Raw genomic sequence first — 26,427 nt, 5'->3', positions numbered from 1 at the left:
GGACTGCGCTCTTTTTTGGTTTAGGTTACTTTGTTTACAAACGATTATACAAATATAATTGGTTTCTGAGAAAACTATATTATGTACTTTATCTTCTTATAAGTGGAATTATAAGTATTATGATCTTTTATATTTTATCTTATATTCTATATTTCATATTTAGGGTTTAAAGAAAGCAAACATTGGAGAAATACAATTATCAATTCTCTATCAAGGATTTATTAGTTTGGAGGAAACATGACTACCGAAATTTTTGTAGAATATACAGAATACGCAATATGTGCCATTTTAGGTGCTCAATTTGCTTATGGTTTGACTATTTTTCTACTTAGCAGTGTCATGATGGAGTATTATGAATGGGGGACTTTTAAAAACCCTACGAATCGATTCCAAAAATCCGTGAATTTTGGGACTGCGCTCTTTTTTGGTTTAGGTTACTTTGTTTACAAACGATTATACAAATATAATTGGTTTCTGAGAAAACTCTATTTTTTACTTTTTCTTGTAGTCAGTGGAATTTTAAGTGTTTTTATTATTCTTATTGTATCTGATATTTTGCATTATATTTTTAAAGTTTAAAATTAATGCTGTTTTGGTTACTATCCTATGATTAGATTGAATAGAGACAGACAGCCATTTTACTCAAGAAAAGTTCACCGCCTACCAAATATGGATGATCGTAACGCTTTTTACTTATGACAAAAGGCTGTCCAATAAGTCGATTTTGACTTTCAGACAGCCTTTTCATACTAAACATACATCAGTATCTTTAAATCAATTTTGCTTTTTCGGACAGCCATATTTTTTTACTTCGCTAACACGCGCGATATTCTTTCAATCGCCCAATCAAGATCCTCTTTTGAAATGACTAGAGGAGGCGCAAAGCGAATCACATTTTCGTGCGTTTCTTTACATAACAGCCCTTCTTCTTTTAGACGCTCGCAATAAGGGCGTGCAGGTTCTGTCAGCTCTACACCAATGAACAAACCTTTTCCGCGCACTTCTTTGATTTTAGGGTTATCAATGAGTGATAGTTTCTCCTTAAAATATGCCCCAAGTTCTAAAGACCGTTCGACAAGATGTTCATCTTCTAATACGTCGAGTGCAGCAATCGAAACGGCGCATGCGAGTGGGTTCCCACCAAAGGTTGAGCCATGAGATCCTGGATTAAAAACGCCTAGGACATCACGGTTCGCCGCAATACATGAGATTGGGAACACACCGCCGCCAAGTGCTTTTCCTAAGATGTACATATCAGGTACAACATCTTCCCAATCACAGGCAAACATCTTGCCTGTACGAGCCAACCCGGACTGAATTTCGTCAGCAATGAACAAGACATTGTTTTCTCGACAAACCTCAAGTGCCTGTTTTAAAAAGCCTTCCGGTGGAATCACAATTCCTGCTTCACCTTGAATCGGTTCAAATAAAAATGCTGCGGTATTAGGTGTGATCGCTTTTTTCAAGGCTTCTACATCACCATATGGAATTAGCTTGATACCCGGAAGCATTGGCCCGAATCCGCGTTTATACTCTTTTTCAGAAGACAGGGATACCGCCAGCATTGTCCGGCCATGAAAGTTTCCTTCGCAAGCGATGATTTCTGCCTGATTGTCATGAACACCTTTGACATCATAAGCCCAACGCCGTGCTGCTTTAATTGCTGATTCAACCGCTTCAGCTCCAGTGTTCATCGGCAGTACCATGTCTTTTCCAGTTAACCTTGCAACCTTTTCATAAAAAGGACCTAGCTGGTCATTATGAAATGCTCTTGAGGTTAACGTAATTTTATCAGCCTGGTCTTTCAGTGCCTGAATAATTTTTGGATGTCTGTGTCCTTGGTTGACAGCGGAATACGCGCTGAGCATATCCATATATTTATTTCCTTCAGGGTCTTTCACCCATGCTCCTTCTGCTTCAGAAATGACAATTGGCAAAGGATGATAATTATTGGCACCATAGTGTGCTGTTTGATTGATAATTTCTGCTGATTTCGATAATACTGTCATACTCATTCCCCCTTATTGTTTTCGGACAACATGCAATCTTTTTAGTTGCAAGTTTCGTGCCAAAAATGAATCTTGGAAAATCAACATTCTTTCATTGTTCTATGTAATTTTTTTTGCACTTTTGATATGCTATATGCATAAAAATTTTGCACCTGCTATGCAAAAGGGGATGTTCACTTGGAAATGGATTATGAATGGCTGCCATTGATCTTTCAAACCATTATGGATGAAATTGATATTGGTTTACATGTTGTTGATGAAAACGGCACTTCTGTCCTCTATAACAAAAAAATGATGCAAATTGAAGAAATGGATGGCGAAGACGTCCTTGGTAAAAACCTGCTCGACGTTTTTACATTTGCAAATCAGCAAGATAGTACACTTGTTGAAGCACTACGCTATGGTAAAACAAGCAAAAACGTCAAGCAGACATACTTTAATAACAAAGGTCAAGAAATAACGACAGTCAATCACACCTTTCCTATTACAAAAAATGGGAATATTAAAGGTGCTGTCGAGATGGCTAAAGATGTCACTAAACTTGAACGACTCATTAGAGAAAATATGAATAAAACCGAAAATACAAAGTATACGTTCGATAGCTTGATTGGCAATAGTCCAGTGATCAGAGAGGTTTGTGAACATGCGATGCGGGCAACTCGAACCTCCTCATCAGTTCTCATCTCGGGAGATACTGGAACTGGAAAAGAGGTTTTTGCACAAAGTATACATAACGGCAGTCAGCGCTCAACAGGACCATTTATATCACAAAATTGTGCCGCACTACCGGAAAATCTGATTGAAGGTCTTTTATTCGGAACAACGAAAGGTGCTTTTACAGGAGCTGTTGATCGCCAAGGACTGTTTGAACAAGCGAGTGGCGGGACACTCCTCTTAGATGAAATCAATTCTTTGGATCTGAATTTACAAGCGAAGCTTCTCCGTGTGATTCAAGAGAAAACAGTGAGAAGAATTGGCGGTTCAAAAGATATACCAATCGATGTAAGAATTATCGCAACAATAAATGAAGATCCGATTGATGCAATAAGTGGTCAACATCTTCGCAAAGACTTGTATTATCGGCTGAGCGTTGTCACGCTTTTCATACCACCTTTAAAAGATCGAAAAGAGGATATTTTAGAACTAGCCCAGCATTTCATTGAAAAATACAATGCACTCTTTCAAATGGAAGTAAAAGGATTGGAAGATGAAGTCCATGAATTTCTGCTGGCTTACGATTGGCCAGGAAACATTAGGGAGCTTGAACACTTAATTGAAGGCGCAATGAACTTGATGTCAGTTGAAACAACAATCGAATCTACCCATCTTCCATTACAATATCGGAACAAAACGATGACAAACGAAAAACCGTATCAATCAACAGATTCCGTTCTACCTTTAAAAGAACAAATTAAATATGCTGAAAAATACTATATAGAAAAAGTCATGAAAACATGCAATGACAATATTTCACAAGCAGCAAAACAACTTGGGATCAGCAGACAAAGTCTTCAGTACCGTTTAAAAAAATGGCGACCCGCTAATCACTAAAATCAGACTTCTTGACCTATAATAATAATACTTTCTGCTTTACTTTTAAAAGGTCCTTCAGTAAAATAAATTAAATCCAATCAGAAAAGTGGGGAATAAAATTGAAAAAAGCCATATTTGCTGTACTAATGACACTACTGATCACTGTAACAGCTGCTTGCGGTGCCACAGGTGACAATGCAGCGAACAAAAATAAAGACAAAAACCTTTGGTCATCAATCAAAGAAAAAGGTGTATTAACTGTCGGAACAGAAGGAACATATGAACCTTTTACATTCCATGACAAAAAAAACAATCAATTAACCGGCTATGATGTCGAAGTCATGAAAGAAGTCGGCAAACGCCTCAACCTGAAAGTTGATTTTAAAGAAACGCAGTGGGACAGCATGTTTGCTGGTCTTAATTCTAAGCGTTTTGATGTGATTGCCAATCAAGTAGGCAAAACAGACCGTGAAAAAAAATTCGATTTCTCTGATCCATATACAACGTCTCAAGCTGTTGTTGTAACAAAAGCGGACAACAACAATTTGAAATCTGCTGACAATGTGAAAGGAAAAACAGCGGCACAATCATTAACAAGCAACTACACCGATCTTGCCAAAAAAGCTGGAGCGAACATCGAGGGTGTTGAAGGAATGGCACAATCGTTTCAGCTTATCCAACAAGGTCGTGTTGATCTAACTTATAATGATAAACTCGCTGTCTTAAACTATTTGAAGTCTTCAGGAAATAAAAATCTAAAAATTGCTTTTGAAACAGGAAAACCACAAACAACACATTTCGCCTTCCGCAAAGGAAGCGGTCAACTAGTTGACAAAGTGAATGCAGCGCTGAAAGATATGAAAAAGGATGGCACACTTTCAAAAATAGCAAAGAAATGGTTTGGTGAAGATGTTTCTCAATGATATTCCGTGGGATTTAGTAAGAGAATCATTTTGGCCGATCTTTTTAAGGGGAATCTATTATTCGATTCCCCTTGCCATTATTTCTTTCATATTTGGGATGTTGCTTGCCCTCATGACAGCGCTATCGAGAATGTCTAAATCACGAATCTTAAAAACCGTTTTTGGCATTTATGTCTCCGCCATCAGGGGAACGCCATTGTTTGTTCAGCTATTTATTATCTTTTATTTATTTCCAGCGTTTCAAGTAACAATTGATCCTTTTCCTAGTGCTATCATTGCATTTTCATTAAATGTCGGTGCCTATGCATCAGAGATTATTCGCGCTTCTATTTTGTCCGTTCCAAAAGGCCAATGGGAAGCGGCTTACTCGATTGGAATGACTCCGAAAATGGCGCTTTTACGAGTGATCTTACCACAGGCTGTACGTGTCTCGATTCCGCCATTATCAAATACATTTATTAGCTTAATCAAAGACACGTCCCTCGCATCGCAAATATTGGTCGCTGAATTATTTCGGAAAGCCCAAGAAATTGGGGCGAGTAACCTTGATCAAATTTTATTCATTTATATAGAAGCAGCATTCATCTATTGGATCATTTGTTTTGTACTTTCAATTGTCCAGCAACTGATTGAACGGCGCTTAGACCGGTATGTGGCCAAATAAGGAGGGAGAACAGTGCTTACGATCACAGGGCTTAAGAAATCTTTTGGAGAAAACGAAGTTTTAAAACAAATCGATTTGCAGATTCAAAAAGGAAAGGTGATGGCCATCTTAGGACCTTCTGGTTCTGGAAAAACAACACTGCTCCGCTGTCTAAACGCACTTGAAACACCTAACCGCGGTGTCCTATCATTCCATGATTTAACGATCGATTTTTCTCAAAAAAATAGACCAGTTGATCTCGTTCAACTGAGAAGAAAATCGGGGATGGTCTTTCAAGCCTATCACCTATTTCCTCACCGGACGGTTTTAGAAAATGTCATGGAAGGTCCTGTAAAGGTGCAAAAACGCAAAAAAGAGGATGTCAAAAAAGAAGCCATCCAACTGCTCCAAAAAGTTGGTCTGGCAGACAAAATGGATCTCTGTCCATTCCAGCTTTCAGGGGGACAACAGCAGCGCGTCGGTATCGCTCGTGCTCTTGCCATCAAACCTGAATTGCTGCTGTTTGATGAACCGACTTCAGCTCTTGATCCTGAGTTAGTCGGTGAAGTGCTGAAAGTAATGAAAGACCTTGCGACAGAGGGTTGGACAATGGTCGTTGTCACCCATGAAGTGAAATTTGCTCAAGATGTCGCTGATGAAGTCGTCTTTATCGATGGCGGTGTCATCGTAGAACAGGGGCCGCCTGAACAAATTCTTTCTGCCCCAAAAGAAGAGCGAACAAAACAATTTTTGAAGCGAATATTGAATCCATTGTAAAGCAAACAGCCTGACCAGTCATGATCAGGCTGTTTCATTTTCTATTCGGACAACCTAAAGCTGGATGCTGCTTGATTTAAATCTTCTGATAAATCAGATAGCTGCCTAATGGCAGAGGCAATTTCCTGCATGCCAGCACTTTGTTCCTCAGCTGCGGCAGCCACTTCTTCTGATCCTGCTGCCTGTTCTTGTGTTACAGCAGAAATCTGCTCAATTGCAGACGCAATGTTTTGATAAGATCCTTGTACTTTTAGGAGCGATTCGAGCAATTGATCTGTTCTTTCGACAAATTGAGAAATCCCGCGGAAAATTCCTGAAAAATTCTCATATGTTCCATTGATTAATACTTGTCCTTTATCAACTGCTTCATTTCCAGCATTAATTCTTTCCATCACAAGACGGCTGCTCTCCTGTGTACCTTCTACAAGCTGTGACACTGTTAAAGCAGCTTCTGCTGAACGTTCAGAGAGTTTTCTGACCTCGCCAGCAACAACCGCAAAACCTTTACCTTCCTCTCCAACCCGTGCCGCTTCAATCGAAGCGTTGAGTGCCAGTAAATTTGTCTGTTCAGCGATTGAAGAGATCATGCCAATTACTTTTTCGATTTCCTCTGTATGATTGTGCATTTCCTGAGCTGCTTGTTGAGACTCTTCCATCACATTTTTAATCGTATGTGTTTGCCGTAACGTTTCTTCAACAAGTTCCTGTCCTGTCTTCGAATCATTGCTGACACCTTCAGCAACATGCTTCATTTCGTTTACTTCTTCACTGACATGAGAAATTTGTTTATCAATCTCAGTCGTTGACGATTGGCAATCTGTAACAGATGAAACCACTTCATTAATTCCCTCACTCATACTGTTCATCGATTCTGCCACTTGTGCCGCACTCTCACTTGATTCAAACGAAACATGCTTCAAACGCTGACTCGTTTTTGAGACCTCTTGAGAAGAGGTAGAAATATGTCTAATCAGCTGCTTTAAGTTGTCACTCATCCTGACAAAGGCTTCACCCAACTTACCAACTTCATCATGGCTTTTGACGGAAATTTCTGCAGTCATATCGCCATCTGCAATTTTTTCGGCAGCTTTCATTAATTTACGAATCGGTTTAGCAATATAAGCACCGAGGATATAAGCGATCATCATTCCAATGATCATCACAAATCCTGCGATTCCAATTGTATACCAAGTTGTTTTTTGCGCTGTTTCGGTAATGACAGAAGCATCGAGATCAATTCCTAAAATACCGGTCTGTTTTCCCGACTCATCAGTTAGCGGCAAAAAAATCGACTGATGAATTCCGTATTCATCCTCATAAATATCACTGACAGTTACTTCATTTTTTGCTAAAGCATCCTTCATTTCAGGTGAAAAGGCATACTCTGTACCGAAATCATCAGGTGTATCAGATAAAATGAGAATTTGTTCTTTTCCTCCTTTATTGGAGAGAATATAAAGGTTTTCCAGATGGTTTTTCTTTTTAATTTCGTTGACAGCTTTTTTTGTTTCCTGATAAAGAGGACTGTCAGCGGAGGGGATCTCCAGTTTATTTCCCTCTACCCGTTTCAGTTCATTTTCGGCAAGATTAATGTCAGTATGTAGACGATTTTTAAATTGTTCTTTTAATTGATTTGACAAATCATGACTGACAATATGAAAAACGGCCGAGAAGCTTGCAATCGTAATGATTAACACCAATGCAACGCCAATCATGATCTTTACAGAAATATGTTCTGTTAAACTTTTCAATCTACTCATCTTCTATATTCCCTTCTCATTCGTCATGAATGTTTCGTATTGCTGGCAAACATGATCAATTTGCTCTTTTAAATAATCGATAATATGTGGAACATGTTCAGGCATTGTATAAGGAGAAATGACAAAAAACTTGCTCACACATAACGGAACCTCAATTCCATCACGGGTTCCAACCAACAGATGCTTTTTCGTGTCACCAAAAAAGATTTTGTCTCTTTGCTCTCCCAGTTTTTCGAATAACTTTTCATTTAAGCGATTGTTTCTCTTCAAATCCTCACTGCTGCATGTCCCTGAGATCTCCTCTGCAAACCGCGGTGCTCCTTGAGGATATATACGAAACAGTGTTGACATTCCATAATTGTCCGGATTCATAATCTCCGCCTGTGGAATTCGTTCCTTGAGCTGCTTACGAAAATGAAAGTTCACTTCAAGAAACTGTCCGAAAAGCTTTTGGTAACCTTCACGACCAAATGCCATTAACGCACTGTACATACTGATAGAACTAGCCATGCGGGAACATTCTAACGTATAGCCTGTATGATAGTCTCCATAACCGCGATGCCCAACATAAGGTGTCTCATCAGGATCAAGATCAACCCGTTTCAAATCATTGGCATCTTTTACAAGAAACAGACTTGTCACATAAGGGGTCTGACCAAGTTTTTGAAAGTCAAAACATAGTGAATCTGCCAAATGCAAATGTCTCATGTTTTCTTTGATCCCGCTGATCATCCCGACAACACCCGGACTAAATGATTGTGCATTTTCTTTCAGATCATAATCATTAAAAAAGGCCAAAAAACCACCTAAAGCGGAATCCGCATGAATATGAGGAACAGGTAGTCCAAACTCGCGCGCCGTTTCCTCAGCAGCTAGTCGCACGGCATGGACATCATCAATTCCGATCGCATCTGTTGTTCCTGTCGTTGCCACAATGTAAACTGGAATTCCCCCTGTTTCACAAACCTCTTTTAATTTTCTTCTTAAATCCTCTGTATCCATGGAATGATCAAGCTGTGTTTTCACTTTGATCAGATGATGACTTCCAAGTCCAGCCGCTTCCATCGACTTATACAAACTGTAATGCGCCGCTTCAGAACAAAAAGCATAGAAATTCCCGGGAACCCCTTCTTGAAGAGATGAAGGTGCCATCTTGGCAATGGCAATCCGCAGTCCACTATAGACAGCGCCCTGACCACCCCATGTTGTATAACCTCCGCTTTTTTCTGCATCATACCCAGCTAATTTTGACATCATTGCAGTTACCTTGACTTCAGCCTCAGCTCCAGCAGGACCGTAGACATCCCACAAGTTATTACCATTGACCATAAAAGCAGCAATCATGCCTAAGATTCCCGGAATACTAGCCATTGGAAGGATATTTGTCAAAAAATATTTTGAGTGATAGGGATGGTCATGTAAAAGTTTGAGCAGTTCATCATTGACATTCTTCATTGGCATACCCGTGGACGGAATCTCGCTTTCTGAAATCAATTTTTCATAAAAAAACCCTTCCCGGTTCTTCTGTCCTTTAAGATTAACCTGATCCGGATTTTTCAACTCATCCACACCTTTAATAAGCTGGCCGATCAAATCCATCAATTCACTTCTTTTCGCTTCATTTCCATCTTCACTTGGAAACCACTTCTGTACATCTGAGGTGTTTTGTTGCTGCATGATTTTCTCTCTCCTGACTTGTCTTTTTTATGTATGAAAAAATGTCTCCCTTTGAAATATCGTTTAATAGAATCCATTATTTTAGGTATTTAGTCGATTTTTCATATATTTGTTTCATATTCCTAAGGGAAATCGCCCCTATCAATTAAAAAAAGTTGACTTGAATTTGAAGATTATGTATGATTCAAACAAATATTGTTAACTAGAATCTACTCTAGTCCACTTCCGTTTATTGAGTTAATACCGCAATGAGGAGGAAATCTATTATTAAGGCGAAAAGTGAACCACAACAACCTATTGTCAAACAAGAACATTCGTTGAACCCTTATTTTTATTTATTATGGTCAAGTCAGACGATCGAAGCTTTCGGAAGGCAAATGACCATTATTGCTTTACCTTTAATCGCTATCAATCAGTTAAACACAACCAACTTTGTTGTCAGTTTGATTAGCTTTCTTTCTTTTCTGCCCAACCTTCTCCTCGGTTTTCATGCTGGAGCACTAGTAGATAGATGGAATAAAAAACGAGTCATGCTATTTTGTCAATTGACTAGCGCATGTCTCTTATTGATGATTCCTCTTAGCTTTATAACTGGATTTTTATCAATAAACATTATTTTAGCGGTTGCTTTTCTAAGTGGATGCTGTTCTATTTTTCAACATATTTCCTACTCATCTTATTTACCAGAAATCATCTCCTCTCAATCTTTATTAAAAGGAAATGCGAAATTAGAAGTTACCAATGGAGCTGCACAAGTTGCCGGACCTGGACTAGGCGGGTATTTGATTCAATTGTTGACAGCTCCTATCGCCATTTTGTTAGATGCCGTAAGCTTCCTTATTTCTTTTATATTCACACTTTTTTTACCAGACAATCGTTTGAAAGATCGAGACCTCTCAAAAAAACAAAGCATTTGGAAAGACATTGGAGAAGGTATTGTCTACACATGGAAACATCAGATTTTGCGGCCGATATTAATCAGCTATAGTTTCAGTGTGTTATTTATTGGGCTTTATCAGTCTATTTCAGTTATTTATATGACAAGGTCATTACATCTCTCGGCAAGCGATATTGGTATTGTTTTAGGTCTAGGAAATGCAGGTTTTATCGTCGGTGCTTTCATCAGTAGAAAGCTGGCGGAAAAGCTAGGAGTTGGATGTGTCATCATCAGTTCTCTCGGGTTATTTTCGATCGCTTTTTTGGTGATTGGCAGTGTACCAGATCTTCCATATAAAATCTATTTACTACTGTTTGGTCAGTTTATTTTAAGCTTGGGGGTCCCGATCTACAATGTAAATCTCGTTAGTTTACGCCAAGCGATTACACCTCATCATTTATTAGGTCGTGTTCAATCCGTTTCAAAAGTGTTTGGTCGAGGTTTAGTACCTGTTGGTGCCATTTTAGGAGGAATCCTTGCATCTCTTATTGAAGTTCGATTTGCTGTTATTTTGGCAGGTATAGGCTGTTTATTCTCCGTTTTACCTGCGTTGTTCTCAGATGTTATCAAAATGAAGAGGTTCAATGAATAAATAAAGTGGACTACTGTATTTGCAAAACTCGTGAAGTATACTAAAGATAACAAAAGAATGTAGAAAGGGTGCATAAAATGGCAACTCCCGAAGAGCGTCAAGAGCTGATGACCTATAAGGAGTATGCTACATGGGCAGAAGGAGAACGATGTGAAGTGTTAGATGGAAAAATCATCAGCATGGCTCCTTCGCCTTTACCTGAACATCAAGCTGTTTCTATGCAGCTATCGATTGAGTTTGGGAGCTATCTCCGTGATAAAAAATGTCATGTATTTGCAGCGCCAATAGATGTTTACTTGTTTGAAGATGTTCAAACAAGTTGGAAAGATGAACAGGTACGTAATTGGGTCATTCCTGATCTGATTATTGTTTGCGAATTAAGTAAGATTAAAAAAAATAAAGTGATCGGTGCTCCAGATTTAGTCATTGAAATCATTTCTCCTGCAACAGCAAAAATCGACCGGCTGGATAAACGGCTAGCTTATCAACGATCTGGAGTAAAGGAATATTGGATTGTAGATCCAGCCAATCAATCAGTTGAAGTGTATCTTTTAGAAAATGGCATACTGGAATTAAATAATGTTTATAGTCGGGAAGACTCTGTTTTAGTTCATATATTAAAAGGTCTGACCATACATTTGAAAAACATCTTTCCTGATGAATCAGCTGATTAAAAAGAAGTGATCGTTTATGCATTAACTACCCTTCCAAGCGCCCATTTGCTAGAATAAAACAAGAAAAATAATCAGATAAGAGGTCACATATGATGAAAATTTACGCTGTTTATCTGGATCAACTCCCAGGTCCCGACCAATTCGAGCGGATGATGGCTATCGTTTCTGAAGAGAAACGACATAAAGTAAAACGCTACAGGTATCCTGAAGATGCTAATCGGACATTGATCGGTGAAGTCCTTGTCAGAAATATCATCAAAGAAACATATCAACTGCCAAATGAAGCTATTTCATTTACGGCAGGACCGCATGGCAAACCTTTTGCCAAAGGTTTGCCTGATTTCCATTTTAATATTTCTCATTCAGGCAGCTGGGTCATTTGCGGAGCTGGCAGATCAGCGGTAGGAGTCGATGTCGAAAAAATCAAACCGATTAACTTCGATATCGCAGAACGATTCTTTTCCCCGGCAGAATACCGTGATTTAATGGCAAAAAAGGAAACAGAGCGGCTCTCCTATTTCTATCATTTATGGACAATCAAAGAAAGCTTTGTCAAACAAGCTGGGAAAGGTTTGGCATTACCGCTTGATTCATTTTCTGTCAAACTTGATGGACAATGCCGTGTCTTCGTGAAAGCACCCCAGACATATCTGCCATGTTATCTCAAAACTTTTGAACTTGATCCAGATTATAAAATGGCAGCTTGTTCAGCAGCTGATGATCTGCCTGATGAGGTAATCAAAAAACGGTATGATGAACTTTAATAATAGGCTGATTCAATGACGCGCTTGAGCAGGTTCATTCCATGGTGAATATCTTCTTTCTTGACATTAGATGTGTTGATTTTTAACAGATTTCTTTTTTTGAAAAAAGACAAATAATGCATATCAACAGTTTCAAGCAAAACATTGTGTTTTTTCATGTTCCTGATGATACGGGAAACCGACAGTTTTCGATTGAGTTCAAGATGTGTATGGACACACAGCTGATCGCCAGGGTTAAAACAGATGAGGTCTTCAAGTGATCTAGAGACCTCCTGCAAAGATGTGTAAAGCTGGCATGACCTTTCGCCATATGAAAAGCGGATTTTTTGCTTGTGTCTTTCAAACATTCCGCTTTTCAAATAGATTTCTAAAGCAGCTTGTGACAGCATAGAACTGTCAATATCAATTAATCGTTTAAATTGATTAAACATCTCAGTTAATGAATCAGGTAGTACAGCAACACCGACACGCAGTCCTGGAAAAATCATCTTCGAAAAACTCTTTAAATAAATAACATGTTCTGAAGTATCATAGGAAAATAACGGATCTGCTTTCCGATTTTCTTCTAAATCTCCTAAATAATCATCCTCTATAATAAAAACATCATACTTTTCTGCAAGATCAACAATCCGCTTTTTTTCTTTCTCTGTATAGGAGCTTCCGAGCGGATTGTGGAATCTCGGCATCGTATAAAAAAATTTGATATCTTCTGTTTGAAAAAGATGTTCTAAATGAGCAAAATCTATTCCATTTGCTGTCCGTTCAATTCCGATCACTGGAAGTTGATGAACTTCCAAATATTGAATAAACAAGTGGTAACTAGGCTGTTCAATCAGTATTTTCTGTTTGTGATTAGGAAACGGCAGTGAAGCGAGCAAAGCTAATCCCTGTTGGACACCGGATGTAATAAATATATTGGACGATCTTGTAAATACTTGAGAATTCACAAGCTCTTTTTGAATAACTTCAATCAAAGACGGCAGCCCTTTTGGGGTTCCATAAATAAACAAATCATTTTTATAAATATCAATCGCTTTATTGATGCAATGTTGAAAATCCAGATATGGGAATACGTCAGGATCAGGGCTGGAGGCGGCAAAATCAATAACACGCTTTTGAGAGTCTGATAGATGAGTTGTTTTCACAACATAATAGCCGCTTTTAGGAACGGAATAGATCATGTGCTGTTTCTCAAGTTCGTTTAAGGCTCGAATCACCGTGCTCTTGCTCAAACTGTGCTGCTCAGCAAGGATGCGAATGGATGGAAGCTTGTCTCCTTCTTTATAAAAACGGCTCTCAATCAGACTTTGTAATTGATTCATCAACTCAACGTATTTTTGCATGTGATCTCCTTTGATCTTCAATCTGTACCGGTACAGATTGGCTTTTTTTATATTGTAGCAAACTGTTCTTCAAGATATGATGACATGAGCCGGCAAATATCAAGTATTGCATGCATACATGACGGAGATGGTTGATGATGTACAAATCTGCTTATGTTGCAGCGTTGTTGTACGCTTTAATGATTGGTTTTTCATTTTTATTTATCAAACTAGCCCTTACAGTTGCTGAACCGCTTGATATACTTGCTCATCGCTTTACAATTGCGTTTTGTCTTGCAGTTCTATTTGGTACGCTTAAGATTAAAATTCGTTTGAAAGACGTTTTCGTCATGCTGCCGGTCGCTTTATGTTACCCGGTCATGTTTTTTGCTTTTCAAGTCTTTGGGCTTGTCTATACTTCTTCTTCTGAAGCAGGGATCATTCAAGCTGCCATTCCCATTTTAACGATGCTGTTGGCTCACTATTTTTTAAAAGAGCGTTTCAGCAAACGGCAGTTGTTCTTCACTGTTTTATCAGCGGCAGGAGTGACTTATATTTTCTTGATGAAAAGTACCAATGTACAAATGAGCAATTTAATCGGTATCTTGCTCATCCTGCTGTCAGCTCTTTCTTCAGCGGGTTATAGCATACTGGTAAGAAAACTGAGCCGGACATTCACTTCACTGGAACTAACATATGTGATTTTAGCGGTAGGCTTTGTTTTTTTCAACGGAATCGCTGTTTTCAGTCATATCTCAAATGGATCACTCAGCGAATTCTTTATTCCCTTTACAAAGCCAATCTTTATGTTGACAGTTCTTTATTTAGGGGCATTTTCATCGTTTGCAACTGCCTTTTTATCTAATTATGCTCTATCAAAAATTGAAGCTGCAAAAATGAGCATGTTCAATCATCTAGCAACATTAGTAACGATTCTAGCAGGGGTTTTCGCTTTAGGGGAAAGGTTAGAATGGTTTCATCTGATCGGTACCATAATGATTATGATCGGAATCATTGGAGCGACGAAAACACAACAACAGAAGGGACTGTCCTGAAAGTAGAAAATTGGGAATTTGCTCGCTTTCCGCGGGCGAGCCAGGCGAGACCCCGCAGGAGTCTCGCCATTCCCCCCTGATTCATCTTGATAAAGGACTTTTTAGACAGCTCCTTCCTTACACTATTTAAACAATTCAGCCAACAATTTTTCACGGTTCTGAAGAAAATATTTTGTTAACTGGTAATGTTCGGTGTCCACATAGTTTACTTTGGCAATATGGTCACCGTCAAAACTGAAAATATCAGCATCAGGATATCCAAGTAAAATCGGAGAGTGAGAAGCGATGATGAACTGAGCTTTCTTCGTCTTGGTTAGATCATGAATAATTTTTAAGAAAGTCAATTGTCTTGTCGGGGATAAAGCAGCTTCAGGTTCGTCAAGTAAATAGATTCCTTTTCCTGAGAATCGATACTTAAAAAGCGACAAAAACGATTCTCCATGTGATTGCTGATGTAGGGAACGTCCACCATAATTGATAAACTCTTTCTCTACTTCATCAATATGTGATGCAAAATGATAAAACGATTCAGCCCGCAGGAAAAAACCAGTGGTGACTTTAGGGAGCCAAGAAAGTCTGATATAGTCTCCTAAAACAGATTCAGATTGATCCACTTCATATGTATTCTGTCTTCCCCCGCCTGCCGTATTGAATTCACACTTATCGGCAATAGCTTCAAGCAGGGTTGATTTTCCAGTGCCGTTCTCTCCAACAAAAAAAGTCACCTCTTTTTGGAAAGTCAATTCTTTCAAATGATGAATCGCCGGAATTGAAAACGGATATTCCGAATAAGAAGGCACTTTTTCTTGAAGCATCGTTAGCTTTTTTAAAAACATATGTATCACCTCAGCAAACAAATTCATGTTATAATATGGAAAAAGGAGGGATGTTTATTGAAACGTTTTTTGTTAATAGTTGTTTTTATGCTGGTTAGCAGTCTGTTTAGTTTTGGGAATCACACCGAAGCTGAAATAGTAAAGTATCCAAAAAAATTAGATGTGACTTTTACTGGGACCCACATCCAAGATATTCCCCAAACTGACTTTAATCCACCATCATATGATCACTGGAGATTAGGGTATAGGTTTACAATTTTTAATGCTGAAAATTGTAAAACGAAAATTAAAATACAAATGATGCATCTTTCTGGCAGATATATGAGTCTAAGTATAAAAGAGTTCGTCGGCAATATGCCAAATCGTACGGCTGAAGACGTTACTCCAGTTATGCAACGCACATATCGGCTCTATTTTGAAAATACAGAAGGAGAATGTCAAAACATTCATGTGAAAGGCACATATGGACCTGTTCCAGATCCTCCATTTGTACCTTAACCGCCAAAAATCATACGGAATACGGCTTTTTGCAACAGTAAACATCCACCCCATCCACAGACTCCAAAGATAAAAGATAACATTAAAGAAAATGATGCTTTTAAACTAAAAACGACGATGACAAGAAGAACTGCAGTTGCCGGGAAACCCCACAACACACCAACCGCAAATTGACTTAAATATTTTGGAGCGGTCCCTTGGACACTTAACCAAAATAAACTTAATAGACTGACAAGCGGGAGCGCCGCAATGATACCTCCAGCCTCTGGATATTTTCTAGCAATCTCGGTAACTATGCCAATCAAAACGGCAGAAACGATGATTTTAACGATTAAAAACATGACTTTGCCGCCTGGCTTAACATAGAAAATGCATCCTCTAACAATTTAAGTTGATCTTCATTTAATTGTTGCAATACCTTTTGCAGTTTTTTCGGGTCAAGCCGGGTGTGCTGTTTTACTATGTCTACACCTTCAGCTGTTAATGTAACATAAACCTTTCGCTCATCTTGGCTATCCCTCTGTTTTTGTACAAGCTTTTTTTGAAGCAATCGTTTCACATGTTCTGATGCCGTATTATGGGATACATTGGAAAAACGAGCTAAAGTGCCAATGGTGGCGGATTGATTTTTTTCAAGATATTGCAGCAATCGAACAGCATGATGTGTTAAGTGATCATCATGTCTTTCGTGTAAGTTAAAGTATATATCTGTCCAGTTTTGATTCATTGATTCACTTAACTTGTCTAAATTCATTTTAATCCCCCTCTCTTATATCTTATCGTACGATATATTCTTTAATCAAGATATAAAAAACACCCGGCAGTATACACACCAGGTGTTCGTTATGATTTATTTTAAATGTTTTTTTAAAAATGCTAATTTCTCTGTTTGAAAAGCCGGAATATATTCGTGTCCAAAATAACGGTATACTTTTATATCTTTGTTCGTCTTTAAATGATTGTATGCCGCAAAGACGGTGGACGGCGGTGTGATTGTATCAACAAGGCCGATTGACATTAAAACAGATGTTTTTACTGATCCTGCAAGGTTCATCATATCAAAGTAAGATAAGGTATTCATAGCGGTCTTTTCAATGTCAGGATGGCTATTCTTTCTAAAAAACGAGTTAATTTCAAGATAAGGGTGTTCTAACGCGATATCGATCGCTCTCTGGAAGTTACTTAAATACGGAAATTCAGAAACTGTGACTTTCGGGATCTTTGACAATGCGGAAACAGCAATGGCCAGTCCGCCGCCTTGACTTGCACCAATCACTCCGATACGTGTTTCATCAACTTCAGGAAAATCGCTGACCACTTCAACTGCTCTTACCGCATCAAGGTAAACACCTTTGTAATAATATGTTTTCGGTGCAAGAATTCCTTTTGTCATCCAGCCCGGCACATGTCCACCAGGGGCTCCGCTTGTGTCCTCACTGCTGTTTTGCCCACGAACAAGCATCCCGAAAGTCGCATAGCCATGCAAAGCCCAATTGACAATATCGTGAATATCTCCGTCATAGCTGGCATTATAGCCGTGATATTTTACAATGGCTGGATGTGGGCCTTTCTGATTAGGAACGGCATACCAGCCTTTAATGAGCGCCCCGCCGCTGCTTTTGTATGTGAGCCAATAAACTTGAATACCGTCAGCCGGATAATCAAATCGTTTAAGCTCAGGCTCTGCTTTGACTTTGGTTAGTTCTGCCAATGACTCCTTCCAAAAATCTTCAAAATCTTCGGTTGCTGTTCGTTCAGGTTGGTATGTATATAGTTGATCTAATGGTAAATCATAGGGTTGCTGCATCTCCTTCATCCCCTTTAATGATTTAAGTGTTTTTATGATACCATACCGGCTTAACGAGTTTGTGGTATAATGTTAGGCTAGAACTAAAAAATGTCATTGCGGAGGGTTTTTTTGTGGTTTCACAATCATTTCTGCAGCTTAATTCAATTTTCATTAGTATATTAATAGAAGCAATTCCTTTTGTATTAATCGGTGTTTTCATATCAGGTTTGATTCAAATGTTTGTGACTGAAGAAATGATGGCAAAAATCATTCCGAAAAATCGATTTCTCGCAGTACTATCAGGAACGTTTGCTGGTATGCTATTCCCGGCCTGTGAATGCGGTATTGTTCCGATCACCCGCCGTCTTTTGTTAAAAGGGGTTCCGCTGCATGCAGCGATAGCCTTTATGCTAACAGCTCCAATTGTTAATCCAATTGTATTATTTTCTACATTTATCGCCTTCGGAAATAAATGGGATGTCGTTTTTTACCGTGGTGGATTGGCGATGGCTGTTTCGATTATTGTAGGTCTGATCATCTCTTTCCAATTTAAAGGAAACCAGCTGATTGAAGCTCATTCGCATCATCATCACTCCCACAATCATACGAAACCGTCGTTTCTTAAAAAACTGACTGAAACACTTCACCATGCGGTTGATGAGTTTTTCTCAGTGGGAAAATACCTTATTATTGGTGCTTTTGTGGCAGCAGCAATGCAAACATATATTAAAACATCTACTCTACTCTCAATCGGTCAAAATGATGTATCTTCATCACTTGTGATGATGGGCTTATCATTTGTATTGTCTCTTTGTTCAGAAGTTGATGCTTTTATCGCATCCTCGTTCAGCAGTACATTTTCACTCGGATCTCTAATTGCTTTCCTTGTTTTCGGGGCAATGGTTGATATTAAAAATTTGCTGATGATGATCGGTATCTTTAAAAAACGCTTTGTGTTGCTTTTGATTACCTATATTGCGGTTATTGTTCTAGTCGGATCACTTTTGGTAAAGGGGTGAGACCATGTTTCGCACATTTATATTAATGTCTTTCACATTTTTCTTTTTTCATCTTCATGCATCTGGCAATTTAACAAAATATATTAATATGAAATATGCTTATCTTTCATATATTGCAATTTTTCTACTTGCACTGCTGACAGCTGTACAATTTTATCGCTACATTAAAGGAACGAGTCATACTGATTGTGGGGATGAATGCGGATGTGGACATGATCATGAAGAAAATAAGCCGTTTGTTAAAAAAATCTTCATCTATTTAGTTTTCCTATTCCCGTTATGCACTGGGATTTTCCTCCCTGTTGCCACACTTGATTCCAATATCGTTAAATCAAAAGGTTTTTCTTTTAAAGGGATAGAACAGCCTGAACACTATGCCCAAACCCAGTATTTGCGCCCTGATACAAGCATTTACTACGGACAAGAAGGCTATGATGAGCTGATGGAAAAAGCGTTGGCAAAATATAAAGAAAAAAAACAAATATCGTTAGATGAACATGATTATCTAAAAGGTATGGAAACCATTTATAATTATCCAGGGGAGTTCCTTGGCAAAACAATCGAATTTAACGGATTTGCTTTCAAAGGTGAAGCGATTCATAAGCGGGAACTTTTTGTCCTCCGCTTCGGTATTATCCATTGTATTGCCGATTCAGGCGTTTATGGTATGCTTGTCGAATTCCCTGAGGATGTCAACATAAAAGATGATCAGTGGCTTCGTGTCAAAGGAACTTTGTCATCGGAATATTATCAACCATTTCAATCTGTCATTCCGGTTTTAATAGTCCAAGAATGGTCGACTATGAAAGAACCGAAAGACCCATATGTATACCGGAGATAATAAACATTTCTACCTGTTTTAGACGGCTAAGGACCCTGTATTTATACGGCTCTTAGCCGTTTGTTTTCCCTTATCAATACGATCAAATGATTGTTGTTTTATAGAATATTAGCCGTTTTCACCATCATTCACAATCAATAAATACGTTCCATCTTAAGTTTTATAGCCAGTTTTTTTCATCAGCATCAGATCGATGAATAATTGGCATCTCGTATTAAAATTATTCAAATCGATTGATGTCATGTCTAATATTTGTTTAATACGATAATTTAAAGTATTTTGATGAATGAATAATTTTTCTGCAGATGGTTTTATTTTGCAGTTATTCGCAAGATAAATTTCAAGCGTTCTTAAAAACTCTGTCTGACTTTCTTTGTCTTTTTCTTTGAGCAGCAAAAGATCAGGGTTTGTGTAATGAAGTTGATCATTTTTAGCAGCGATTTGGTCAAGGTATTTAAATACACCTAGTTTTTGATATTCGAATGGAATGTGTTCTTGGCTTCCGGTCATTTCTGCCGCTTTTGTGACTTCTAAAGCCTCTCTATAACTCTTGCCAAGTGAGAGTAAACTGCTGTATTCATTGCCTACTCCAATTAGGATTAAGGGCAATATTTGCGAACGTAAATGTGTCAAAAGCCGGTTAATCAGATCTGACGCAGCTCTCTGTGCAGAGCGTTTGCGCGAGATGCTTCCCACAATAATGGCTATGTTTGAATGATCCTCCAAGACATGACTGATATTATCCTTTAAGTTTAAATAGGATCTGATCGTTTCCTTTAAATCATCAAGTACTTCATCCGCACCATTAACCACTTGGAGGACCATTACGGTGAACACAGCAGGTAAAACAACATTGGCTTTTTCCGCTGCTGCCTTCAGCTCTTGCTCTGATTGAAATTGATCATTGATCGCTCTTTTGTACAGTTCTTCAGCCTCTTCTTCTTTCTCTTGTTTCAGCCGTTTCTTTTTGAAAATGACCTTTCCAACGTGAAAAGAAGCCTTGTAGAGAAAGTTCAGTTCTTCTTCTGAAAGACTGTTTTCAATCTCCTGTACCCAAATATAGCCCATGATCTCATCTTTATGCTTAGCACTGACAACGACACGTTGGTTTAAGGCAATCTCTTCAATCTGTTTGACCCGAAATGGAGTCGGAATCGTTTTTAATTGATCAATGATACCTTCCTCAACAAATTTTTCAAAAATTGGCAGCGGGCATTTTTTCGAGAAAATAGTTTGTTGATTTGCTGCATCAAATTGGTTGATATAATAAGAGTTATATGCCAGTAAGAAAAAATCTGCACTTTCCAGTATCACCGGTTTTTTCAACTCATCACTAATAAAATCAATGATTTTGTGAATATCTGAAAGAGAAACAACTTGTTCAAATAGCTCTTCCATATCTTTTCTCCTACCCATTTTTAACTTAATCATACTTCTCCTTTTCATTATTGTATAGACCAATAGAGAAATTTCCGAAAATTCAGATGACCCCTGTCTAAAAGACAGGGGCTAAACTCAAAATTTGCTATCTTCAACAACGAGAAAATGCGAGAATGTTAGAGTGATGATTGAGCGTTTTTTTAAATACTGAATGTTAGTCTTTTTTTAACAACGTCACTAAGAAGCTGCGGAATGAATCCTCTAAAACATTTCACTGATCGTCTTCGCCTGCATGTGAAGAGCTAGGTAGTCTGGACCGCCCGCTTTGGAGTCTGTTCCAGACATTTTGAAACCGCCAAACGGATGGTAGCCGACAATTGCGCCGGTACAGTTACGGTTAAAGTAAAGATTTCCTACATGGAACTCCTGTTTCGCCCGCTTTATATGGTCGCGATTGTTTGTAATCACCGCACCTGTCAAACCATATTCTGTGTTGTTAGCAACTTTTAATGCTTCATCAAAGTTGCTCACTTTTGTAAATCCAACAACTGGTCCGAAAATTTCTTCCTGCATAAGTCTAGCATTGGGATCTAAATCGGCAAAGATTGTCGGCTCAATGAAATAGCCTTTTGAATCAACACCATTTCCCCCACTCACTAAGCGGCCTTCCTCTTTTCCAATTTCAATATAGTCCATGATCTTATCAAATGAAGCCTGATCAATAACCGGTCCCATATAAACATCAGCACTGTCAGGTACGCCAACCTTTTTAGCCTCTGTCAATTCAATCACACGTTTCAACACTTGATCATAAATCTTCTCATGCACAACAGCCCGCGAGCCAGCTGAACATTTTTGACCTGCAAAACCAAAGGCTGATTGGACGATCGATTGTGCTGCTAATTCAATATCTCCATCTTCATCAACGACAACCGTATCTTTTCCGCCCATTTCTGCAATGACTTGTTTAAGATGTGTCTGACCAGGCTGAACTTTGGCAGCTCGCTCAAAAATACGCGTTCCCACTTCTCTTGAGCCAGTAAAGGTAATGATGCTTGTTTTTGGATGGTCAACAAGATAATCCCCAACTTCAGCACCGCTTCCCGGAACAAAGTTGACAACCCCTTTTGGAAGCCCTGATTGTTCAAGTATTTCTACAAATCTAGCAGCAATAACAGGGGTTGCGCTAGCTGGTTTCAGAACAACTGTATTACCTGTCACAATCGGTGCCACCGTTGTACCCGCCATTATCGCAAAAAGGAAGTTCCAAGGCGGGATCACAACAGTTACACCAGTCGGTGTATAAATATATTGGTTCCGTTCTCCCTCACGGCTGTTGACAGGCTTTCCTTTTGCAAGGTCAAGCATTTGCCGTGCATAATATTCCATAAAATCAATCGCTTCAGCTGTATCGGCATCAGCTTCATTCCACGGTTTACCTGCTTCTTTCACTAAAAGTGCAGAAAACTCATGCTTCATCCGGCGTACCTTTTGAGCGGCACGGAATAGAACTGATGCTCTTTCTTCAGGATCGGAATATCTCCATGTTTCAAATGCCGTTGCTGCCGCCTGAATGGCTTTTTCTGCATGATCTTGATCTGCTTTGGATACTGTGCCGACAATTTCTTCTTTGTTTGCAGGGTTAACCGATACGATCTTGTTGTCAGTTTCAATTTTTTCTCCATTGATTACAAGAGGATAGGATTGCCCCATCCATTTGTTGACTGTGTCCATTGCTTTTTGAAACGCCGCTCGATTCTCTTCTACTTCAAAATTTGTAAATGGTTCATGTTTGTAAGGTGTTGTCACGATTCATTTCCCCTTTTCCTCGTATTATTTCTTCAACATACCCTTAAATGCAAACGCAATATTGGCAGGCCGTTCAGCAAGCCTTCTCATGAAGTATCCATACCAGTCATTTCCGTACGGAAGATAAACACGCATGTTATAGCCTTGTTTAACCAATTCAAGCTGAGTCTTATTGCGCATCCCATAAAGCATTTGAAACTCGAAGCGGTCCTTGCCGATCTGGTGCTCCTCCGCCAATTTTTTTGTGAAATCAATCATCTTATCATCATGAGTGGCGATGGCTGTGTAATGGCCGCTCAATAATTGTTTCTTAATGAGCTTTTTATAATTCTCATCCACATCATCCTTCTCAGGAAACGCCACTTTCGACGATTCTTTGTAAGCTCCCTTCACAAGGCGGAGAAACGGATCATACTGGTTCAATTCCTCCAAATCTTGCTCGGTTCGGTATAAATAGGCCTGTAAAACTGTGCTGACATAGTGGTAACGCTGTTTGAACTCTTTAAACAGGTCTAGTGTTTTTTGACAGCGCGCTTCATCTTCCATATCAATTGTCACCATGACTTCATGTTGTTCCGCACACTCCAAAATACTGCTCATGTTATCCCTAACGAGGTCAAGATCGATATCAAGACCTAGCGAAGTCATTTTTAAGGAAACATGTGAATGAAGCTTTTCCTGAGCAATCCATTGAATAGCCCTTATACATTCTTGAGTCCGTTCCCTCGCAACTTCCCGGCTGTCGACAAACTCACCCAAATGATCAACGGTAACCGTCAGCCCTTGTTCATTGAGCTTTCTAATCGTGGGGATTGAAGCTTCGAAATTTTTCCCGCCGATAATTTTCCCGGTAGCAATCTGACTTCCCCAATTTTGGGCCAGACGATTCAGGATGTTGCTCTTAGATAAGAATAAAAAAAAGTCTCTTGTGATCGCTTCCATTATCACACCCCGCCATCTCATGAAATATGTCTTATATTTTCATTCTATAAGAGTGAGGCACCAATTCACAATATTTAGAAAAAACAAAAAAACAAGCTTTTTTTGTGTTTTTCCCACAATGATTTACATGTACAAAATAAAAACTTTTTACCTAAATAAAGAAACAACTACGACAATAGAATTAGGAAAAAACTTTGATAAAAACCCCCGTTTGATTGGAATCGCTTTCTTTTACTATACCATTTCCCCGCTTTAGAACTGGCAAAACCCCTTTAAGAAAAAATCTTAAGGGGAATTCCATTTTATGCCCATACTTCGTCTAGCGTTTCTCTAAATAATCGGTCAAGTTCAGGTGTCAAATTGTCTTGATTTCTTTTAAATGTCTTTGCTACTGTTAAAAGTCGGTTGAGTTCATTCTCGATAAATTCGTGAAGCACAGGATTTTGCGGTTCTAGATGAAATTCATCTCCGTTTATTTTCCGTTCAAGCAGGTTTAGAATTTCTGTTTTGAGCTCACCCTCATCGAGAAGTTCATGAAGCAGTACTTGAAATTCAATCGGTGGCACTGTATGTCGAGACTCAATCCACAGACATGCTAAAATCGGCCGGAGAACATAAAAGTATTTTTTAATCTTGACCTCTTCTTTTTGAAGGTAGCTGTTAAAATTGCCTTTTGCCATGTTCAAATAATGGTACATACAAGAAGCTGGTGAAAAAGCCTGCAACTGAAGGTTTTTCATTTTTTCCACTAATGAATATGCCTGATCATAGACCATTCCTGAAGAAAGCCATTCAAGCAGCGGCGGATTAGATTTACGGAAGAGCCTTAAAGCTTTTGTCAATTCCCAACCGCTAATATCCAGCAAATCATTAATGGGCAGCTCAATGACATCTCGCTTTGAATCAATCGAAAGGTACCAGTCTTTTTGATGAACATAAATAAAGCGAACATCATAATCACTGTCTTGTGATGGGAAGCCCCAAGCTCTGCTCCCTGACTCAACTGCATAGAGGATTTTAACGTTATATGTTGCTTCAATAAGTTCTAGCTCTTTTAAGATACGTTTTTGCATGATCGTTGCACCGCCAGTTCTCTATTTCTATTAGTATACTTTGTTCAGCGGAAACCTGTGACCTTTTTAAATAAACGTTTGTTTAAAGGTTAAGCTTTTCCACAATTTGATCTACAACAGCTTCAGGGTTTTGGTGATCTGTATTAACCTTGAAGTGATGGGAAGCATATATCGTTTTTCTGTCGTTATAAAGCTGTTTTATTTCTGCTAGTGAGCGATGTTGTAAAACCGGGCGAGTTTCAATGAGAAGGTCGATTCGCTTTTTCCAATGTTCCCATGACAAGTCTAGGAAGAGGACTATACAGTTTTCCAGACATTTTTTTCTGATCTCTTCCTGCTGGAAAGCACCTCCGCCAAGGGAAATAATTTTACCTGTTGTCTGTTCACACGTTTTAAAGATATAATCTTTTTCTATTTTTCGAAAACATGCTTCCCCTTTTTGTGTAAAGATTTCAGGAATCGTCATTTGCAAATCTTTTTCAATTTCTTGGTCAATATCAATAAAAGCTCGATTTACCTTATGGGCGACTAATTGACCGATTGTCGTTTTCCCAACCCCCATAAATCCGATGAGTACAATATTCTTTTCTCTCACTGTAACCAATTCACCTCACTAATGGATTGTATGAAAAATAGAGGGTGTTCTGAAAGCAGTGTGGATGAATAAAATGGGGAATTTGCTCGTTTTCCGCAGGAGTCTCGCAATTCCCCCTGGTCCATGTTGTAAAAGACTTATGAGAAAGCTCCTACTTCCACCAGTCATCAAAGCTTGAAGCTGGTAATTGACGTTTATGCTCTGTCACCAGATAACGTTTTTCAATCACCTGTGCTGTTTCAGGAGAAACTGTTTTTCTTTCAAGATAATCATCAATCTCATCATATGTTATTCCAAGTTCTGTTTCATCCGCCTGCTGAGGTTTTTCGTCAAGTAAATCCGCTGTTGGGGATTTCGTATAAAGTCTGGCAGGTGCACCCAACTCTTCAAGCAAACGACGTCCTTGTCGCTTTGTCAGTCCTGTAAGCGGCAACAGATCCGCTCCGCCATCACCATATTTAGTAAAAAAGCCTGTCACAGCCTCAGCGGCATGATCAGTACCGATCACCAATAGCTGTTTTTGACCGCCAATCGCATATTGTGTAATCATTCGTACTCTGGCTTTTACATTGCCTTTATGAAAATCGGCAAGCGCTTCTCCAGTTACAGTTTGAAATTGAGAAACAAAAGAGCTTACTGTTGAGGCAATGTCAAATGAAAGAGAATGGTCTGGTTTAATAAATTTCAGTGCCAGTTGTGCATCATCTTCATCTTGCTGAACACCATGCGGCAGGCGAACAGCGGTAAATTCAGCTTGCACACCTTCAGTCCTTAACTGTTCCACAGCCATTTGGGCAAGTCGTCCGGCAAGCGAAGAATCTTGTCCCCCGCTAATTCCCAACACAAAACCCTTTGCTCCTGTTTTTTGTAAATAGTTTTTTAAAAAGTCAATGCGTTTTTCAATTTCCTGTTTTGGGTTAATAACAGGTTGTACATTCAGTTCATTTGCTATTTTTTCTTGTAAAGTCATTGATGACTC

General features: G+C 38.9%; 26 protein-coding genes. 12 read left to right on the top strand and 14 right to left on the bottom strand.

All coding sequences use genetic code 11. From position 1 onward, the window contains the following. The first annotated feature begins 237 nt into the window (after positions 1–237). Positions 238–579 carry a hypothetical protein gene (locus HOO54_RS04330; RefSeq protein ID WP_172292894.1) on the top strand — a complete coding sequence of 114 codons (342 nt, stop codon included), beginning with the start codon at positions 238–240 and terminating at the stop codon, positions 577–579. 227 nt (positions 580–806) lie between these two features. On the opposite strand, the gene HOO54_RS04325 is transcribed toward HOO54_RS04330, so the two are convergent. Then, on the bottom strand, positions 807–2,009 hold the full coding sequence (locus tag HOO54_RS04325; protein ID WP_172292892.1) for an ornithine--oxo-acid transaminase: 1,203 nt from the start codon (positions 2,007–2,009) through the stop codon (positions 807–809). 183 nt (positions 2,010–2,192) lie between these two features. Here HOO54_RS04325 and HOO54_RS04320 point away from each other — a divergent pair, with 183 nt between their 5' ends. The 4 genes from HOO54_RS04320 (at position 2,193) to HOO54_RS04305 (ending at position 5,885) form a co-directional block, all read left to right on the top strand. Then, a complete protein-coding gene (locus tag HOO54_RS04320; protein ID WP_375335820.1) occupies positions 2,193–3,560 on the top strand; it encodes a sigma-54 interaction domain-containing protein in 1,368 nt (455 codons plus the stop codon). A 101-nt stretch (positions 3,561–3,661) separates the two neighbouring features. Continuing rightward, positions 3,662–4,465 (top strand): cystine ABC transporter substrate-binding lipoprotein TcyA, encoded by an 804-nt coding sequence (tcyA, locus tag HOO54_RS04315; RefSeq protein WP_172292888.1) that lies wholly within the window; start codon positions 3,662–3,664, stop codon positions 4,463–4,465. After that, positions 4,452–5,129 carry an amino acid ABC transporter permease gene (locus HOO54_RS04310; RefSeq protein ID WP_172299340.1) on the top strand — a complete coding sequence of 226 codons (678 nt, stop codon included), beginning with the start codon at positions 4,452–4,454 and terminating at the stop codon, positions 5,127–5,129. Before tcyA ends, HOO54_RS04310 begins: the two co-directional genes overlap by 14 nt. A 12-nt stretch (positions 5,130–5,141) precedes the next feature. Next, a complete protein-coding gene (locus HOO54_RS04305) occupies positions 5,142–5,885 on the top strand; it encodes an amino acid ABC transporter ATP-binding protein (RefSeq protein WP_172292886.1) in 744 nt (247 codons plus the stop codon). Positions 5,886–5,926: 41 nt separating this feature from the next. Here HOO54_RS04305 and HOO54_RS04300 read toward each other — a convergent pair whose 3' ends face one another. Together HOO54_RS04300 and HOO54_RS04295 are read right to left on the bottom strand one after the other, a co-directional pair. After that, positions 5,927–7,645 carry a methyl-accepting chemotaxis protein gene (locus HOO54_RS04300; RefSeq protein WP_172292884.1) on the bottom strand — a complete coding sequence of 573 codons (1,719 nt, stop codon included), beginning with the start codon at positions 7,643–7,645 and terminating at the stop codon, positions 5,927–5,929. A 3-nt stretch (positions 7,646–7,648) separates the two neighbouring features. Continuing rightward, the gene (locus HOO54_RS04295) at positions 7,649–9,322 is read right to left on the bottom strand and encodes a pyridoxal phosphate-dependent decarboxylase family protein (protein ID WP_172292882.1); all 1,674 of its coding nucleotides are present in this window, start codon (positions 9,320–9,322) and stop codon (positions 7,649–7,651) included. A gap of 248 nt (positions 9,323–9,570) precedes the next feature. On the opposite strand from HOO54_RS04295, the gene HOO54_RS04290 reads away from it, so the two are divergent. The 3 genes from HOO54_RS04290 to HOO54_RS04280 all read left to right on the top strand — a co-directional run bounded on the left by HOO54_RS04290 (position 9,571) and on the right by HOO54_RS04280 (position 12,289). Next, the gene (locus HOO54_RS04290; RefSeq protein ID WP_172292880.1) at positions 9,571–10,851 is read left to right on the top strand and encodes an MFS transporter; all 1,281 of its coding nucleotides are present in this window, start codon (positions 9,571–9,573) and stop codon (positions 10,849–10,851) included. A 77-nt stretch (positions 10,852–10,928) separates the two neighbouring features. Beyond that, positions 10,929–11,525, top strand: a complete 597-nt coding sequence (locus tag HOO54_RS04285) for a Uma2 family endonuclease (RefSeq protein WP_172292878.1) — start codon at positions 10,929–10,931, stop codon at positions 11,523–11,525. Positions 11,526–11,617: 92 nt separating this feature from the next. Beyond that, positions 11,618–12,289, top strand: a complete 672-nt coding sequence (locus HOO54_RS04280) for a 4'-phosphopantetheinyl transferase family protein (RefSeq protein WP_172299338.1) — start codon at positions 11,618–11,620, stop codon at positions 12,287–12,289. Here HOO54_RS04280 and HOO54_RS04275 read toward each other — a convergent pair. Beyond that, positions 12,286–13,632 carry an aminotransferase-like domain-containing protein gene (locus tag HOO54_RS04275; protein ID WP_172292876.1) on the bottom strand — a complete coding sequence of 449 codons (1,347 nt, stop codon included), beginning with the start codon at positions 13,630–13,632 and terminating at the stop codon, positions 12,286–12,288. The genes HOO54_RS04280 and HOO54_RS04275 overlap by 4 nt on opposite strands. Before the next feature lie 137 nt (positions 13,633–13,769). Between HOO54_RS04275 and HOO54_RS04270 the strand changes: the two genes are divergently transcribed. Continuing rightward, positions 13,770–14,666, top strand: a complete 897-nt coding sequence (locus HOO54_RS04270; protein WP_172299336.1) for a DMT family transporter — start codon at positions 13,770–13,772, stop codon at positions 14,664–14,666. Between the two features lie 122 nt (positions 14,667–14,788). Here HOO54_RS04270 and HOO54_RS04265 read toward each other — a convergent pair whose 3' ends face one another. Then, positions 14,789–15,502, bottom strand: coding sequence for an AAA family ATPase (locus HOO54_RS04265; protein WP_172292874.1), 714 nt, complete (start codon positions 15,500–15,502; stop codon positions 14,789–14,791). A 57-nt stretch (positions 15,503–15,559) separates the two neighbouring features. On the opposite strand from HOO54_RS04265, the gene HOO54_RS04260 reads away from it, so the two are divergent. After that, the gene (locus HOO54_RS04260; protein ID WP_172292872.1) at positions 15,560–16,000 is read left to right on the top strand and encodes a hypothetical protein; all 441 of its coding nucleotides are present in this window, start codon (positions 15,560–15,562) and stop codon (positions 15,998–16,000) included. Here HOO54_RS04260 and HOO54_RS04255 read toward each other — a convergent pair. The 3 genes from HOO54_RS04255 to HOO54_RS04245 form a co-directional block, all read right to left on the bottom strand. Next, on the bottom strand, positions 15,997–16,341 hold the full coding sequence (locus HOO54_RS04255; RefSeq protein ID WP_172292870.1) for a DUF3147 family protein: 345 nt from the start codon (positions 16,339–16,341) through the stop codon (positions 15,997–15,999). The two genes, HOO54_RS04260 and HOO54_RS04255, sit on opposite strands and share 4 nt — an antisense overlap. Further along, positions 16,332–16,754, bottom strand: a complete 423-nt coding sequence (locus HOO54_RS04250; RefSeq protein WP_172292868.1) for a MarR family winged helix-turn-helix transcriptional regulator — start codon at positions 16,752–16,754, stop codon at positions 16,332–16,334. Before HOO54_RS04250 ends, HOO54_RS04255 begins: the two co-directional genes overlap by 10 nt. A 96-nt stretch (positions 16,755–16,850) precedes the next feature. After that, entirely contained in the window at positions 16,851–17,807 is a 957-nt protein-coding gene (locus HOO54_RS04245) for an acetylxylan esterase (protein WP_172292866.1), read from the bottom strand. Positions 17,808–17,902: 95 nt separating this feature from the next. Here HOO54_RS04245 and HOO54_RS04240 point away from each other — a divergent pair, with 95 nt between their 5' ends. Further along, positions 17,903–18,808 (top strand): permease, encoded by a 906-nt coding sequence (locus HOO54_RS04240; protein ID WP_172299334.1) that lies wholly within the window; start codon positions 17,903–17,905, stop codon positions 18,806–18,808. Between the two features lie 4 nt (positions 18,809–18,812). Further along, a complete protein-coding gene (locus tag HOO54_RS04235; RefSeq protein WP_172292864.1) occupies positions 18,813–19,649 on the top strand; it encodes a TIGR03943 family putative permease subunit in 837 nt (278 codons plus the stop codon). Positions 19,650–19,802: 153 nt separating this feature from the next. Here the strand turns inward: HOO54_RS04235 and HOO54_RS04230 are convergent, their stop codons facing one another. The 6 genes from HOO54_RS04230 to nadE form a co-directional block, all read right to left on the bottom strand. Beyond that, the gene (locus tag HOO54_RS04230; protein WP_172292862.1) at positions 19,803–21,047 is read right to left on the bottom strand and encodes a PucR family transcriptional regulator; all 1,245 of its coding nucleotides are present in this window, start codon (positions 21,045–21,047) and stop codon (positions 19,803–19,805) included. Between the two features lie 243 nt (positions 21,048–21,290). Beyond that, positions 21,291–22,838 carry an L-glutamate gamma-semialdehyde dehydrogenase gene (gene pruA, locus HOO54_RS04225; RefSeq protein WP_172292860.1) on the bottom strand — a complete coding sequence of 516 codons (1,548 nt, stop codon included), beginning with the start codon at positions 22,836–22,838 and terminating at the stop codon, positions 21,291–21,293. Between the two features lie 24 nt (positions 22,839–22,862). Continuing rightward, positions 22,863–23,780, bottom strand: a complete 918-nt coding sequence (locus HOO54_RS04220) for a proline dehydrogenase family protein (RefSeq protein WP_172292858.1) — start codon at positions 23,778–23,780, stop codon at positions 22,863–22,865. Positions 23,781–24,082: 302 nt separating this feature from the next. Then, on the bottom strand, positions 24,083–24,853 hold the full coding sequence (locus HOO54_RS04215) for a nucleotidyltransferase domain-containing protein (RefSeq protein WP_172292856.1): 771 nt from the start codon (positions 24,851–24,853) through the stop codon (positions 24,083–24,085). Between the two features lie 82 nt (positions 24,854–24,935). Continuing rightward, entirely contained in the window at positions 24,936–25,415 is a 480-nt protein-coding gene (locus tag HOO54_RS04210) for a shikimate kinase (protein WP_172299332.1), read from the bottom strand. Between the two features lie 184 nt (positions 25,416–25,599). Then, complete coding sequence (gene nadE / locus HOO54_RS04205) at positions 25,600–26,418, bottom strand: ammonia-dependent NAD(+) synthetase (RefSeq protein ID WP_172292854.1); 819 nt, start codon at positions 26,416–26,418, stop codon at positions 25,600–25,602. Positions 26,419–26,427 lie beyond the last annotated feature (9 nt).

The sequence above is a fragment of the Bacillus sp. WMMC1349 genome (genome assembly GCF_013155385.1).
Taxonomy (GTDB): Bacteria; Bacillota; Bacilli; order Bacillales; family Bacillaceae; genus Bacillus.
Note: the sequence above shows the minus strand (reverse complement) of the source record. Positions and strands in the feature narration are given on the sequence as shown.